A 13,159-nucleotide genomic window follows, 5' to 3' on the forward strand; every position below is an offset into this window, starting at 1 on the left:
GGCTGCCGATGCGATCGGGTGGGGTCGATCGACTCGTTCCAGCGTCAGGAGACGTGGCGACACCACGGGTTCAAGTCCGCAAGATCGCCGGCTACGAGGAGCAGAAGCTGCAAGAACGTCCGGTGGGACAGCACGAACAGCGTGCGCTACCGGCGGGCGATGATCCTGCCGGCCTCTGCGGGCGGCGACACCGTCCCGGTCATCGCCCGTCTCGTGGCCGTCGATGAGGACACCGTCCGCGATGATATCCACCGCTTCAAACGCGATCGGCCTGGCCTAGCCTGAACCCTCGGTGGGTGGGAGGCAGTCCCCCGCCTACAGCGATGACGACGAAAGCCTTCGTCATCCAGACGGCCACCACCCGCCCGGTCAAGCTCGGCCAGCCGTTCACCCGCTGGTCGATCCGCAAGCTCACCGCCTACTTGCGCAAAGTCCACGCACGCGTGATCCACATCGATCGCGAGGCCCTGCCGGTGCTACTCAAGCGGCATGGCATCACCTCCAGCGCACCAAAACCTGGAAGGAGTCCACCGACCCGACTTCGACGCCAAGCTCGACCGAACCGAGCAGGCCATCGAGCACTTCCCCGGCGAGTTCGGCCCGCTGGGCATCCGTCCGGCTCCTGCTGGGTCAAGCAGGGAAGACCGGACCGGATACCGGCCACCTACCACACGCAGTGAACTTGCACGAAGTGGTCATGCTCGTCGTCGTCGTCGGTGACGTCGAACTGCCGCGTGAGGTCCACAGTGAACATCGGTCGCCCGCTGAAGGCGTACGTGCCGTATTGAAAGAGCAAGCCGTCCGGGTCGGGCGTGGGCGCTGTGTCAAAGCGCCTCCGCCCGAAACGCATGAGGGCCAGCCATTAACCCCGCGTGGTCCACTCGGTCGTCTCCGTCTGCCCGGTCGCCAGCTCGGCCCGCAGGAAGTCACGGGCCTCCTTCAGCCGTGGTCTGTCGGGCACATCGTCCCCTTCGGTTAGTACTTGTTTGCGAACCCCGAACGGTCAGCCTCGTCGGCAGGGCGTACTCTGTGGCGAACTGCGTGACCTGATCATTGAGCTTCTCGGCACGATCGGGTGGCGTGGGCTCAGAGCGGGGTGATGATCATGAGGATCTCATCGCGATCGTCGCCTGCGGAGAGCCGGAGGGCGCCGGGCCACCGGCCGACTTCCTTCCAGCCGAGGCTCCCGTAGAAGTCCTCCAAGCCGACAGCGCCGCGGGCGGCGAGATGCAGCTGTTCCAGGCCCATCTCATCCCTGGCGACCCTGCGCACTTCATGCATAAGGGCACGACCGATACCCCGCCCTCTTATAGCGGTTCGGGTCTGGACGTGGTGAAGAGTGCCCCAGTGGGCTATCAGCTCGAACCGGTCGCGTCGGATGTTGAGCCAGCCTGCAAGTTCCCCGTCCATGGTTGCCGTGAGGAGCCGACTGGTGTCGGGGGAAAGCAGGCTGATGATGCGATCGAGGGCCGGAGTTACGGTGGCGACATCGACAGGGGGAAAGGGGAAGCCGGCCGCACCGCCCGCGTTAGTGACCTCGACCCAGCAATCGGCGAGGGCCTGTCGGAGTTGGGGAGTGACGCCGCCAGACGAGGTGAGCTGCTGAAAGGTGAGGAGGTCGGTAGTCATTCTGAGATCCTGGCACCCACCTCTGACACCCTGGTGCGCGCGGTCTCGGCCTCCATCCGGCGTCTGGCGAAAAGGGGCATCCCGTTCAGTCCGGCTGATGTGTGGTGTGCTCTGGCGGTCAAGGACGTACTGCTGCAGCACATCGCCGGGTGAGCCCACGGGTCATGAGGGTGAGGGCGGCCCAGGTGATGAGCGTTTCATTTTACTGAACCAACTCGGGAGTTTTCCCAGTTCAGGGCCCATATGGAGGATGCTGCTGCTAGCTTCCGGGCAGGCCTGAGAACGAGAGGGCCGAGCGTGATCTGTCTGCTCTGGAGCTGCCGCAGTGGGGTCGCTTACGGGAGACCGGTGATCCCTGGGATCCGTACCAGCTGATCGACAAGGACGGGCGGGTCTGCGCGAAGGCCCAGGCGTTCTTCAAGGACCTCCAGGCTGCGGGCCGCGAAGACACGACCCTGCGCTCCTACGCGTTGGACTTGCTGCGCTGGCTGCGATTCCTCTGGGTCTCGAGGTCAGCTGGGACCGGGCGACCAGCGTCGAGGCGAGGGACTTCATGCGCTTGATGCTGCTGGTCGACAAGCCCGTACGCGTGCACTGGCGCCTCCAGCTCCGACCGCAGACGGCAACACCGAAGGGGCCTGGTGCCGTGGTGAAGAGGCCGCCACCGGGGACACCGAAACCTGTGGCGGGCAAGTCGTCACCGGGCGTCAAGTACGCGGCGACGACGAGGGCTCACTGAGAAACGGTCATGCGGACCTTCTACGACTTCCACCTCCGCGAGGGCACCGGACCGATCATCAACCCGTTCCCGCTGGACCGCTCCCATCAAGCCAGCCGGGCGAATGCCCACCACAATCCGATGAAGCAGTTCAAGCACGAGCGGACCGGCCGCTACCGGCCCAAGGTCCCGAAGCGGATCCCGCGACGGATTCCGGACGAGATGTTCAACGCGATCTCGCCGCGCTGAAGTACAACCGGGACCGCGCGATGCTCGCCTTCTGGGTCTCCACGGGCGTACGCGCGGAAAAGCTACTGACCAGCACAAACCGCGACGCCGACCCGGCGAGGAGGTCATCGGCGTGATCCGCAAGGGAACCCGCGACTACCAGCGGGTGCCGGCCTCGTCGGACGAGTTCGTCGGCTGAGGCTCGCCCAGGAGGAGGCCTGGCGCTGCGGGGGCCCCGGGGACGCAACGCCCCGCTCTGGTGGACGCTCCGGCGCCCCTGGAGGCCGCTGGAGTACCCGGCGGCCAGGGCGATGTTCATCCGTGTCCAGGAGCTCCTCGGGTGGAACTGGTCCCTGTATGGCCTCCGCCACACGGCGACCTACCGCATGAGCAGCAATCCCCTTGTCCGCCTCACCGACGTGCAGTGGGTTCTCGCCCACAAGCAGCTGACCACTCTTCAGATCTACCCCACCCCCGGCTCCGACGAGATCGTCGGGCACATACTGGCCCAGCACGCCCGGCAGGCCACCGGGCAACTGCGACCGCCGCTGCCCGCCCCCGGCTACGCCCCCGCTTCGATGGACGTCCTGTTCGGAAGGCCCGAGGCCTGGCCACCGTCGAGCACAGCCCGCCAGCACTGAAGTCCGCAGAACGAGGGCGAATCGGGGAAGCACAGTCCGCGCTGAGAGGTAAGTTCCCCGCTCGGAATCTGTCCGCTTCCTGGTCGGCCACCAAGGCACCCAGGGACGAAGTCGCGCACCGCTTGGCACAGCCCCCGTTCACCGCGCAGAACGAGGCCACGTCGAGGCCCCGGTGCCGGGGCGTCCGCTACGTACTGACCTGGCTGGAGACCCAACCCGGAGCCACCTGGCAGGAACGCTGGACTTCCACGGGGGCCGAGAACCTGCCGAAGGAGGACTGGCTCGATCTGCCCCGGCAGTGGTTAGTCCGAACTCAAGGACTGGTCCTGCGTGACTCGCAGTTGTCGCCGGGGCTCCTGATGCTGATCTGCGGGGACATCATCCGTACCACATCGGCATGGCTCCTCAGCCGCACCTCACAGCGCCTCGCACGAGCGATGGCATCGGCCCGCGACCCTGAGAGGTCGTTAAGTCCGATCTTCCCCGGTTGGTGATCACTCGATCGTGGTACTGGTTCCCGTACGGGCCGACCGTTCGTCATGTGCATGCTGGGATGCGGGTATGGACCGAAGACCGTATCCGAGCGACTTGTCGGATGAGCATTGGGCGTTGATCGAGCCGATGATCACGGCCTGGAAGCAGGACAGGACGGCACGGTCGGCGACCGGCGATCCCGGGACCTGCGATCTGAGGGAGGTCGTGAACGCGATCTTCTACCAGAACCGGACGGGTTGTCAGTGGCGCTATCTGCCCCATGACCTGCCAGCCTGGTCGGCGGTGTTCTACTACTTCGGCCTGTGGCGCGAAGACGGTCTTGACCAGCGGATCCAGGAACTCCTGCGCTGCCAGGTACGGGAGAGAGCCCGGCGATTAGAGGACCCGTCCCTCGTAATCTTCGACACCCAGTCCGTCCGCGCGGCCGCGGGTGTCCCGAAGACCACGACGGGACTGGACGCCAACAAGAAGGTGTCGGGCCGCAAGCGGGGACTGGCCGTCGACGTGCTGGGGCTGGTCATCGGCGTCGTCGTCCTGGCCGCCTCCGCCCACGACAACACCGCCGGCACCGCCCTGCTCGACCAGACCGCCGAGCGGTGCGGGATGCGCCTGGAGAAGGTCCTGGTGGACCAGGGCTTCAAGGACGAGGTTCTCATCCACGGTGCCCTGCTGGACATCGACGTCGAGGTCGTCCGCCGCAACCCGGGCGACCAGGGCAAAGGCTTCGTCCCGCAACCGAAGAGGTGGATCGTGGAGCAGGTCAACGGCACGTTGATGCTGCACCGCCGCCTGGCCCGCGAGTACGACCACCGCCCCGACACGTCCGCCTCGCGCGTCTACTGGGCCTCGATCGCGAACATGGCCCGCCGCCTCACCACACCGAGTCCGGCCTGGCGCGACACCCTCGGGCTGGCCGCGTGAACGTCATCGAGCTCCTGGCCGACCTCCAGGCCCAGCACGACGAGACCACAGCCCGCGCCGGTGAACTGCGCGACCAGATCCAGCACTTGACCGCCTTGCTGGCCGAGACCGAAGCGCGACTCACGGACCTGGCCACCACCCAGAAGGTCATCGCCGAACTCGCACCGGTTGGAGGCCAACCCGCACTGCCCGAGACGAACACCGCCTACCAGGCCATCGTGAACACCTTCAACCAGCACCCCGACCAAGAGTTCCGAGCCCGTGAGCTGCACGAACTCCTCGGCATGCCCACCGACGAGGCATCCGTCAACATCACCCGCAGCCGCCTCGGACGCCTCACCCGCCAAGGCTTCCTCACCCAACCCGGACGAGGTCGCTACCAAAAACGGACTTAACGACCTCTGAGGGGTTCGACCTTCTGAGTGCCCAAGCGGCGTCCGACAAAGTGCCGCCAGCCGTATTACGGATCGCCCGGCACCGAATCTCGGTTGTCCTCGCCCGCAACGGCGGATCCATCAGCGAAATCACGGTCGGAGACCGCGTGGACATCCTGGAGGCCCAGGACCTTACCCACGCAACGACCGGCGACCGAACCGCGTTCTACTGGCTGCGGCACAGGGCTGGCGTCTTGCCTCCGGACGCGCCCTCAACGATCCGAGCCTTCACCGGAGGACAAGGCCAGCTCAGCGTCGCGGAGATGATCGACCGCTACCGAGATCGCCTGCAAACCGGTGCGCGAGCTGCTCGTGGACAACCTGCGCGAGCGCCAGCCCGCCCTGGACTACACGTCGCTCTCGGCCGTTTCCCGGTCCTGGGGAGCCTGTTCTGGAGGAACCTGGAAACTCACCACCCGGCCATCGACTCTCTTCGCCTGCCACCGGAGGTTGCCTCCGCCTGGAAGACGCTGCACCGGACGAAGACGACGACAATCCGAAGGCCTGATGGCAGCGCGGCCTCGGTCACCAGTCCGCGGGAGAGCGCGCGATCGGATCTGACGACGGGGCGGGCGTTCTACCTCGACCTCGCGCAATGGGCCGCCGAGGACCCCGCGCCCCTGGGGCCCTGGGCAGCCCCCAGTCCCGTCACCATCGCGGAAGCCAACCAGAAGAAGCACCAGCGCCGCGTCAAGGCGAAGATGGGCCAGCGCCCACGGGAAGAACTGCCCGTGCTTCCACTCCTCGTCGGCACCAGCCAACGCAACCGCCTCCAGGGCGCCCCGACGCCGACTCTCCGAAGGGAGCCGTGAGCATGGCCGGGACGACCGCGTCTGCGCCAACGGGACGAAGTGTTGATGTTTCGCTATGCGCCGGAGGACAGTCGGCTTGCTGCCTGGTCCCATGGCTGAGGCTCGACCAGGTCGTCCCTGTCGAAGGCGTCCTCCTCGAACCAGCCCGTCCCCGCGAGCCATGTGGCCAGCCACGCTGCGAGGCTGGCGGAGTCGAGGAACCAACACTGATCCCACGATCCGCCGCTGTACGGGTTCGGCTCGAAGAGCAGGACCTGACCGTCCTCACTGAGACAATCAACGCCTGCGTACATGGCACAGCCCCAGGTCAGGATCGGTACGATGCCTTCGGGCCACTCCGGGTGCTCCACGCCAACGGACGCCTCACGTCGCGTCAGGTAGTCGCCAGCGACGCTGGAGCCCTGACCAAGCAGCGGCAGCAGTCGGTAGTCAGGGCCGAAGCCGCCGTCAGCGACCTCGCGATACAGGCGCGCAAGCCTCTGCGCCGGACAGTGGCACGGGGACAGCTTTCCACGGTGGCCATGGTGGACCGGTACGGCATCCAGTGCCGACTGGTGCGCGATGTGCTGGTCCGCTTCAGGCTCACCACTGAGGTATCACCCCGCCGGCTTGCAACACTCGGCGACTGCTTCACGGAAGTTGGGCCAGAATCGCTGAAAGTGAACGAAGCCAACCTGCGCACCCAGGTCGACGAGACCCCCGAGTGCGCCATCGCGGCCTGCTCGCTCATCGCGGTCGCCACAATGCTCAAGGGGACAGGGCCTCGCGCCTCCCCGGCCTTCACCGGGGCAAGGCGCCTTCCTGGCTGGGCGGGCCCTCAGCCACTTCCGCCGCGAGGATCTGACCGCGGCGGAGGCTCTCCCATCCGGGTCAGTACTCGCCGCCTCTCACGCCCTCGCACGTTGCTCCTTGGGTTGGCGGCGTGGGGAGGAGCTCTGCTGCCGGCGGCCGTCAGTCGTCGGCCGGCGTGCGGCGCTGCGGCTGTCGGCGCCTGCGGCGCTGGACAACCCCGTAGGTCTCATGCAGCGCCACTGTGGTGGCGTCGAAGGAACGCTGCGCGACGCCGACGAACAGGCAGTCGACGACGGCCAGTTGGGCGATGCGGCTGACGGTCGCACCGGAGCGGAAAGGGGTCTCCCGGGCGCAGGTCGTCAGTACGAGGTCCGCGATCTCGGCGAGGGTGGAGCGCGGATCGTTGGTCAGGGCGATGGTGGTGGCGCCGCGTTCGGCGGCGGCCTGCAGGGGCTCTACCGTGTCCTCGGTCTCGCCGGAATGGGAGATGGCCACGGCGACGTCGCCGGGCCGGAGGAGGGCAGCCGCGGTGAGGGCCGCGTGCCGGTCGGTCCAGATGAACGCCATGTGGCCGATCCGGTGCAGTTTCTGGTGCATGTCCTGGCCGACGAAAGCGCTGGCACCCACGCCGAAGATGTCGATCCGCCGGGCCCCCGCCACGGCGTCCACCGCCTGGCCCAGTATCTCGACGTCCAGCCCGGCCGCAGAGTCCTCAAGGGCGCGGACTTCGTTGTAGATGATCTTGCTGACGATCTGGTCGAGGGTGTCGGTCGCGCTGATGTCGCTGCCCGGCGTGGGGCGTTCGCTGCCAAGGGCGCGCTCACGGGCGGCGGCCGCCGCCAGCGCGAGGCGCAGCTGGGGGTAGCTGCCGATCCCCAGGGTCCGGCAGAAGCGCATGACCGTCGTCACCGAGGTACTGGCCCGCTCACCGAGCACACCGATGGACAGCTCCGAGGCCTGGGCGGGATCGGCCAGGACGGTCTCGGCCACGCGCCGTTCCGAAGGCGCCAGGGACGGCAGCGTCGCGCGGATGCGCGCCAGAGTGTCGGCGGAGGAGGCGTCCTCCCCCGGGCGGGGCGGTGTGCACTGTGGTTCCTGGCTGGCCATGGGCCATTCCTCCCTGAGCAGGTGGATCACACGTTAACCACCCCTCAAGGGTGCGTCAAAAATTTACGTACCGAATTTTCTTAAGTTACTTATTGACATACGGAGGTTCGCCTTCCGATACTCGCTGGACCGGGATCCACGCCGGTCACCGCCCCTTTTCGGCCGTCCTGTGACCGGCACCCCGCGAACCCCCACGCCGTCCGCGCACCGCGTATGACAGCCCGCCCACCGACCCCAACCTGCCGGTGCCATCGCCGGCCCCCGCCTAGGAGTGAGTGTGCGCCAACTCGACCTCGTGGTGATCGTCATCTACCTGGTGGCGATCTCCGTGATCGGACTGCGCCTGGCAGGTCGGCAGAGAACGGCGAAGGACTACTTCGTCGGCGACAGCCATATGCCGTGGTGGACCGTTTCGTTCTCCGTAGTGGCCACCGAGACCAGCGTGCTCACTGTCATCAGCGTGCCCGGCGGCGCGTACAGCGGGCAGGGCTTCGGCAATGTCGAACTGGCCCTCGGTTACGTGATCGGCCGGGTCGTCGTAGCCACCGTGCTGATCCCCCTGTACAAACGGGGCGGCTTCGTCAGTGCCTACCAGTACCTTGGAAGCCGCTTCGGGCTGAAACTGCAGGGCCTCGCCTCGGTGACCTTCGTCTTCACCCGGCTTCTCGCCGAGGGCGTCCGGCTTTTCGCCTCCGCGATCCCGATCAAACTGCTGCTGGACGAGCTCGGCATGCACACGAGCTTCCGCACCATCATCATCGTGCTCACGGTGATCACCGTTGTCTACACCTACCTCGGCGGCATCAAGGCCGTCATCTGGACCGACACCATCCAGATGAGCCTGTACCTGGGCGGCGCCATCCTCGCCATCGCCGTGCTGTACGGACACGTCGGGGGCGACGGCCTCTCACGCGCCCTGCACACAGGCCACTTCAAGCTGATCGACACCAACTTCGACCTGGCGCACATCCTCACCAGCCCGTTCGCCCTGCCGACCGCGATCATCGGCGGCGCCATCTTCGCGATGGCCAGCCACGGCTCCGACCAGTTGATCGTTCAGCGCATCCTGACCACCCGCTCACTGCGCGACGGCCAGAAGGCCATGATCGCCTCCGGTGTCTTCGTCACCGTCCAGTTCGCCGCCTTCTCCCTCGTCGGCGCCCTGCTGTGGTCGTACAACAAGGGCAAGAGTTTCCAGGAACTCGGCCTGAGCAGCTCCGACAACCTCTATCCGAGCTTCATCCTGCACGGCCTGCCCGTGGTGATCTCCGGCCTCCTCGTGGCCGGCATCATCGGCGCCGCCATGGGCTCGCTGTCCGCGGCTCTGAACTCCATGTCGAACTCGACAGTCGCCGACATCATCCACAGCTTCTTCCGCAGCACTCCTTCGGAGGAGTTCCTGCTCAAGCTCGCCCGGGTGATGACACTGGTGTGGGCGGTGCTGATGGCGGTCTTCGCCTGCGCCTTCAGCACCAGCACGGGCAACGTGTATCTCACCGGCCTGACGATCGCCGGCTACACCTACGGCGCGCTGCTCGGCGCGTTCCTGCTCGGCCGGATCGTCCGGCGAGCGAACGAGACCGACTCCGTCGTGGCGTTCCTGGTGACGGTCGGCGTGATGACGTACGTCGTGCGCGGTGTGAAGATCGACGTCACCGTGGCCGGCACCACCGTCCCGACAGCGGTCGCCGCCCAGTGGCTGGTGCCGGCGGGCGTTGTGGTCACCCTGGCCGTCGGTGCCTTGACAAGCCTGTTCCACCGTTCCCCGGAGACCGGCGCGAACGACGGCGCGCCGGAGCCCAGTTCCGACCGCGTCGAGGCACCCGCGGGCAGGGAGTGAGGAGCACATACGTGCCCTCCCCGTCCAACAGCCCCTTGAGACATATGCCCCAACTACAGCCCGGCCCCGCCCGAGCGGCGGACCGCAGACCAGGAGACACCATGCGTGTGATCGGCTTGATGTCAGGCACCTCGTACGATGCCATCGAGGCCGCCGCCGCCGACCTCCGCCTGGACGGCGACACCCTGCTGCTGCGTCCGCTGGGCCACCTCTCCGTCCCCTACCCGGACGACCTGCGGGACCTGATCGCCGCCACCCTCCCGCCGGCGGCCACGACCGCGCAGGCCATCTGTGCGCTGGACACCGGTATCGGCCAAGCCTTCGCCGACGCAGCCGAGCGCGCCCTGGGAGAGCTGTGCGACGGCGCCGCGGACCTCGTGGTCTCGCACGGCCAGACCATGCACCACTGGGTCGAGGACGGCGCCGTCCGCGGCACGCTCCAACTCGGCCAACCCGCCTGGATCGCCGAGACCACCGGACTCCCGGTCGTCTCCGACCTCCGCAGCAGGGACGTGGCAGCGGGCGGGCAAGGGGCGCCGCTGGTGGGCATGACCGACACGCTGCTGCTGCGCGCGCTTCCCGGCACACCCGCAGCGCTGAACCTCGGCGGCATCGCCAACGTCACCGTCCTCGTTCCCGGCGCCGAGCCGCTGGCCTTCGACACCGGGCCCGCCAACGCGCTGCTGGACGCGGCCGTGCGGCTCTTCACCGCCGGCGCCGCCGACTTCGACGAGGACGGACGCAGGGCTGCCGCCGGCCGGACCAGCCCCGAGCTGCTCCGCGTACTCCTGGATGACCCCTACTACGGCAGGCCCGCCCCGAAGAGCACCGGCAAGGAACACTTCCACCTTCCCTACCTGCAGCGGGCACTGGACGCGGTGCCCACATCGGCCGACGACGTGCTGGCCACCCTGACGAAGCTCACCGCCGTCACGGTGGCCGACCCCTGCCGCGCCTACGGGGTCACCGGCCTGGTCGTCTCCGGAGGCGGCACCCGCAACCCCGTACTGATGCGCATGATCGCCGACGAACTGTCCGGCGTTCCAGTGCAGCTCAGCGACGACCTGGGCCTGCCATCCGACGCCAAGGAGGCCCTGGCCTTCGCCGTACTGGGCTTCCTCACCGTCAACGGTCTGCCGGGCACCCTCCCCTCGGGCACCGGTGCCCGCCGGGCCACGCTGCTGGGCAGCATCACCCCCGGCCGGTCGCCGCTGCGTCTGCCCGAGCCTGCCGCAGAAACCCCTCATCTGCTGCGCATCACTCACACCGCCCGCTGACCGCCTCTCCCCACGACATCGCGGGGCTGCTCCGCCTTCGCGTACGGGCGAATCGTGCGTTCACGCGTGCAGTCTGGCAGACAACCCAACTTCCGCTCCAGCCCGGCTGCTTGCCTCTGGTGGCCTTACTCCTACTGCTCCACTACTCCACGGTCCAGCTGATGCCGCCGATGCCTGTGCTGTAGAAGGCGCAGTGGCCGGATGATTCGCCCACCTGCCCCGGCTGTACGGTCACGGAGTTCCCCGTCACGTCGGGGGCCATCCCGCAGATGATGTCGGCGTGGAATGTGACGGGGCCCGCGGACCTGTTGGTGCAGTCGACGCCGCCGTACAGCGAGTCTTTGTTGTGGACCCAGGTGTTGCATTCCATCGTGGCCGCGGGTGCGCGTGTACTGAATGCTCCCGCCGGCGGCGCGGGCCTCGCATCCAGCACCCGGAGACCGGGCGCGAACGCCGTTTCGGTGTGCTGCCGACCATCACCCGGCGCAAGAAGGTACTGGTCATCGGCGGCGGACCAGCCGGTCTCAAAGCGGCGGCGGTGGCGGCGGCGCGCGGCCACGAGGTGGAGCTGCACGAGGCGGACCGGCGCGTCGGCGGGCAGGTGCTGCTCGCCGAACGCCTGCCGGGCCGGGCGGAGTTCGGTGGAGCGATCACCAACCTGGAGGGTGAGGCACGACGTTCGGGGGCCCGCGTCCTGGTGGGGTCGCGGGTGGACGCCGAGGCCGTGGCCGCCGTGGCCCCGGACGCGGTGGTACTCGCCACCGGGGCCCGCGCGGCGCGAAGCTGGAACTGATCGACGACCCGGTGGTGCTGGACGCCTGGGAGGTGATCCGGGGCAGTGAGGTGCCGCGCGGCCGGATCGTGGTCGCGGACTGGCGTGGTGACTGGATCGGCATCGGGGTCGCACTCCGGCTCGCCGGCCAGGGCCGCAAGGTCACGCTCTGCGTGACCGGCTTCGCGGCGGGCGAGCACCTGCAGCAGTACGTACGCTCCGCCCTGCGGGGGCAGGCGGTGCGGGCGCGCGTCGACATCGTGCCCAACGTGCGGCTGTACGGAGCGGATTCCGACACCGTCTACCTCCAGCACACCCTGACAGAAGAGCCGGTGCTGCTCGACGGTGTCGCGGCATTGGTGCTCGCTCAGGGCCATGTGCCGGTCAGTGAGGTCGACCCGGTGGCCGCCGGCATCGCGGCCGGACAGGTCTTCGCCATCGGCGACTGTGTCACCCGCGCACGGTCGAGGAAGCGGTACTGGAAGGCCTCACTGTGGCAGCCGGGTTGTGACCTGATCCCCTGTCAGTGCTCTGACCGGGAAGGTTCGCCGGGTCGGTGGTCGGGGCGGTGGGATGTGCTGCTACTCGATGGCGACGACACCCGCTGGGGCGTGAACCGCCGCACAGCCTGACGGGCAGCGGGACTCGGTCAGCCGCGCAGTCGCACGCGATAAACCCGGCGACATCGACGATCGTCCCCGGGATACTGGTCGCCATGGATGAGGTCAAGGTCGTCGTCGCCCATTCCGAGCGCGCGACCCTGCGCGTCGGCGACGTGTTCCTGAAGGTGGATGCCGACCAGGCGCGCATCGACGTCGAGGTCGAGGCGATGGCCCTGGCGCCGGTCCCGACCCCGCAGGTCCTGTGGCGCAAGCCGCCCGTGCTCGCGATCGCCGCTGTCCCGGGGACGGCGCTCGGCCGCCTCGGCGAGCCGTCGGCCGCGTCGCCGGCGGCGTGGGCCGCGGCGGGTGCGGCCATCCGGAAGTTGCACGACGCGCCGTTGCCGCCCTGGCCCGGCCAGGGCCTCGACGAGTTGGCGGCCGATCTCGACGGCGAGTGCGAGTGGCTCGTGACGAACGGCGTCCTGCCCGCCGACCTGGTCACCCGCAACCGCCAAATCGCCGCGGTCGCGCTCCGGGCACGGACTCCCGTGTTCACGCACGGCGACCTGCAGATCAGCCACGTGTTCGTCGACGACGACGAGATCACTGGCGTCATCGACTGGTCCGAGGCGGGCCAGGGTGACGCCCTGTTCGACCTCGCCACCCTGACGCTCGGACACGAGGAGCACCTCGGCGACGTCGTCGCCGGCTACGGCACCGACGTCGACCTCGACGTGATCCGCGGGTGGTGGTCGTTGCGAAGCCTGCTGGCGGTTCGCTGGCTGGTCGAGCACGGCTTCGACCCGTCGGCGCCGGGCTGTGAGATCGACGTGCTGAGATCCCGGCTGTGAGGTTGTGAGGCTGCACGGCTGCGCGGGCCCGACTGCTACG

12 protein-coding genes and 2 pseudogenes are annotated in these 13,159 nt (G+C 68.1%); 10 read left to right on the forward strand and 4 right to left on the reverse strand.

The genetic code is table 11. The features are described from left to right. Window positions 1-53 precede the first annotated feature (53 nt). Window positions 54-671: pseudogene (locus OG452_RS00690) on the forward strand (helix-turn-helix domain-containing protein); the annotation flags it as partial. A gap of 415 nt (window positions 672-1,086) precedes the next feature. On the opposite strand, the gene OG452_RS00695 reads toward OG452_RS00690, so the two are convergent. Then, window positions 1,087-1,629, reverse strand: coding sequence for a GNAT family N-acetyltransferase (locus OG452_RS00695; protein ID WP_327293610.1), 543 nt, complete (start codon window positions 1,627-1,629; stop codon window positions 1,087-1,089). Between the two features lie 748 nt (window positions 1,630-2,377). Between OG452_RS00695 and OG452_RS00700 the strand changes: the two genes are divergently transcribed. The 4 genes from OG452_RS00700 (at window position 2,378) to OG452_RS00715 (ending at window position 5,027) form a co-directional block, all read left to right on the forward strand. Beyond that, window positions 2,378-2,596, forward strand: a complete 219-nt coding sequence (locus OG452_RS00700) for a hypothetical protein (protein WP_327293611.1) — start codon at window positions 2,378-2,380, stop codon at window positions 2,594-2,596. Window positions 2,597-2,961: 365 nt separating this feature from the next. Beyond that, on the forward strand, window positions 2,962-3,216 hold the full coding sequence (locus OG452_RS00705; RefSeq protein WP_327293612.1) for a hypothetical protein: 255 nt from the start codon (window positions 2,962-2,964) through the stop codon (window positions 3,214-3,216). A 561-nt stretch (window positions 3,217-3,777) separates the two neighbouring features. After that, window positions 3,778-4,632, forward strand: coding sequence for an IS5 family transposase (locus OG452_RS00710; RefSeq protein WP_266644791.1), 855 nt, complete (start codon window positions 3,778-3,780; stop codon window positions 4,630-4,632). Continuing rightward, a complete protein-coding gene (locus OG452_RS00715; RefSeq protein ID WP_266644789.1) occupies window positions 4,629-5,027 on the forward strand; it encodes a hypothetical protein in 399 nt (132 codons plus the stop codon). Before OG452_RS00710 ends, OG452_RS00715 begins: the two co-directional genes overlap by 4 nt. A gap of 904 nt (window positions 5,028-5,931) precedes the next feature. On the opposite strand, the pseudogene OG452_RS00720 reads toward OG452_RS00715, so the two are convergent. Together OG452_RS00720 and OG452_RS00725 are read right to left on the reverse strand one after the other, a co-directional pair. Beyond that, window positions 5,932-6,354 (reverse strand): annotated as a pseudogene (locus OG452_RS00720) (SMI1/KNR4 family protein); the annotation flags it as partial. A gap of 475 nt (window positions 6,355-6,829) precedes the next feature. Beyond that, window positions 6,830-7,777: a MurR/RpiR family transcriptional regulator gene (locus OG452_RS00725; RefSeq protein WP_327293613.1), complete on the reverse strand. Its 948-nt coding sequence runs from the start codon at window positions 7,775-7,777 to the stop codon at window positions 6,830-6,832. A gap of 277 nt (window positions 7,778-8,054) precedes the next feature. On the opposite strand from OG452_RS00725, the gene OG452_RS00730 reads away from it, so the two are divergent. Both OG452_RS00730 and OG452_RS00735 read left to right on the forward strand, forming a co-directional pair. Then, on the forward strand, window positions 8,055-9,617 hold the full coding sequence (locus OG452_RS00730; protein WP_327293614.1) for a sodium:solute symporter: 1,563 nt from the start codon (window positions 8,055-8,057) through the stop codon (window positions 9,615-9,617). Window positions 9,618-9,718: 101 nt separating this feature from the next. After that, window positions 9,719-10,894, forward strand: a complete 1,176-nt coding sequence (locus OG452_RS00735) for an anhydro-N-acetylmuramic acid kinase (protein WP_327293615.1) — start codon at window positions 9,719-9,721, stop codon at window positions 10,892-10,894. Between the two features lie 142 nt (window positions 10,895-11,036). Here the strand turns inward: OG452_RS00735 and OG452_RS00740 are convergent, their stop codons facing one another. Then, a complete protein-coding gene (locus OG452_RS00740) occupies window positions 11,037-11,264 on the reverse strand; it encodes a hypothetical protein (RefSeq protein WP_327293616.1) in 228 nt (75 codons plus the stop codon). A 93-nt stretch (window positions 11,265-11,357) separates the two neighbouring features. Between OG452_RS00740 and OG452_RS00745 the strand changes: the two genes are divergently transcribed. From OG452_RS00745 to OG452_RS00755, 3 genes are all read left to right on the forward strand, one after another. Further along, window positions 11,358-11,687 carry an FAD-dependent oxidoreductase gene (locus tag OG452_RS00745; RefSeq protein WP_327293617.1) on the forward strand — a complete coding sequence of 110 codons (330 nt, stop codon included), beginning with the start codon at window positions 11,358-11,360 and terminating at the stop codon, window positions 11,685-11,687. Between the two features lie 11 nt (window positions 11,688-11,698). Then, window positions 11,699-12,298, forward strand: a complete 600-nt coding sequence (locus OG452_RS00750; RefSeq protein WP_327293618.1) for a hypothetical protein — start codon at window positions 11,699-11,701, stop codon at window positions 12,296-12,298. 83 nt (window positions 12,299-12,381) lie between these two features. Next, the gene (locus OG452_RS00755; protein WP_327293619.1) at window positions 12,382-13,119 is read left to right on the forward strand and encodes a phosphotransferase family protein; all 738 of its coding nucleotides are present in this window, start codon (window positions 12,382-12,384) and stop codon (window positions 13,117-13,119) included. Window positions 13,120-13,159 lie beyond the last annotated feature (40 nt).

Origin of the sequence: Streptomyces sp. NBC_01197 (genome assembly GCF_036010505.1) — a bacterium.
GTDB lineage: Bacteria > Actinomycetota > Actinomycetes > Streptomycetales > Streptomycetaceae > Streptomyces.

Coding starts and splice junctions, on each gene's coding strand:
- OG452_RS00700 (WP_327293611.1), top strand. CDS start 2,378: ATGCGGACCTTCTACGACTTCCACCTCCGCGAGGGCACCGGACCGATC.
- OG452_RS00755 (WP_327293619.1), top strand. CDS start 12,382: ATGGATGAGGTCAAGGTCGTCGTCGCCCATTCCGAGCGCGCGACCCTG.
- OG452_RS00740 (WP_327293616.1), bottom strand. CDS start 11,264: ATGGAATGCAACACCTGGGTCCACAACAAAGACTCGCTGTACGGCGGC.
- OG452_RS00705 (WP_327293612.1), top strand. CDS start 2,962: ATGAGCAGCAATCCCCTTGTCCGCCTCACCGACGTGCAGTGGGTTCTC.
- OG452_RS00725 (WP_327293613.1), bottom strand. CDS start 7,777: ATGGCCAGCCAGGAACCACAGTGCACACCGCCCCGCCCGGGGGAGGAC.
- OG452_RS00735 (WP_327293615.1), top strand. CDS start 9,719: ATGCGTGTGATCGGCTTGATGTCAGGCACCTCGTACGATGCCATCGAG.
- OG452_RS00695 (WP_327293610.1), bottom strand. CDS start 1,629: ATGACTACCGACCTCCTCACCTTTCAGCAGCTCACCTCGTCTGGCGGC.
- OG452_RS00710 (WP_266644791.1), top strand. CDS start 3,778: ATGGACCGAAGACCGTATCCGAGCGACTTGTCGGATGAGCATTGGGCG.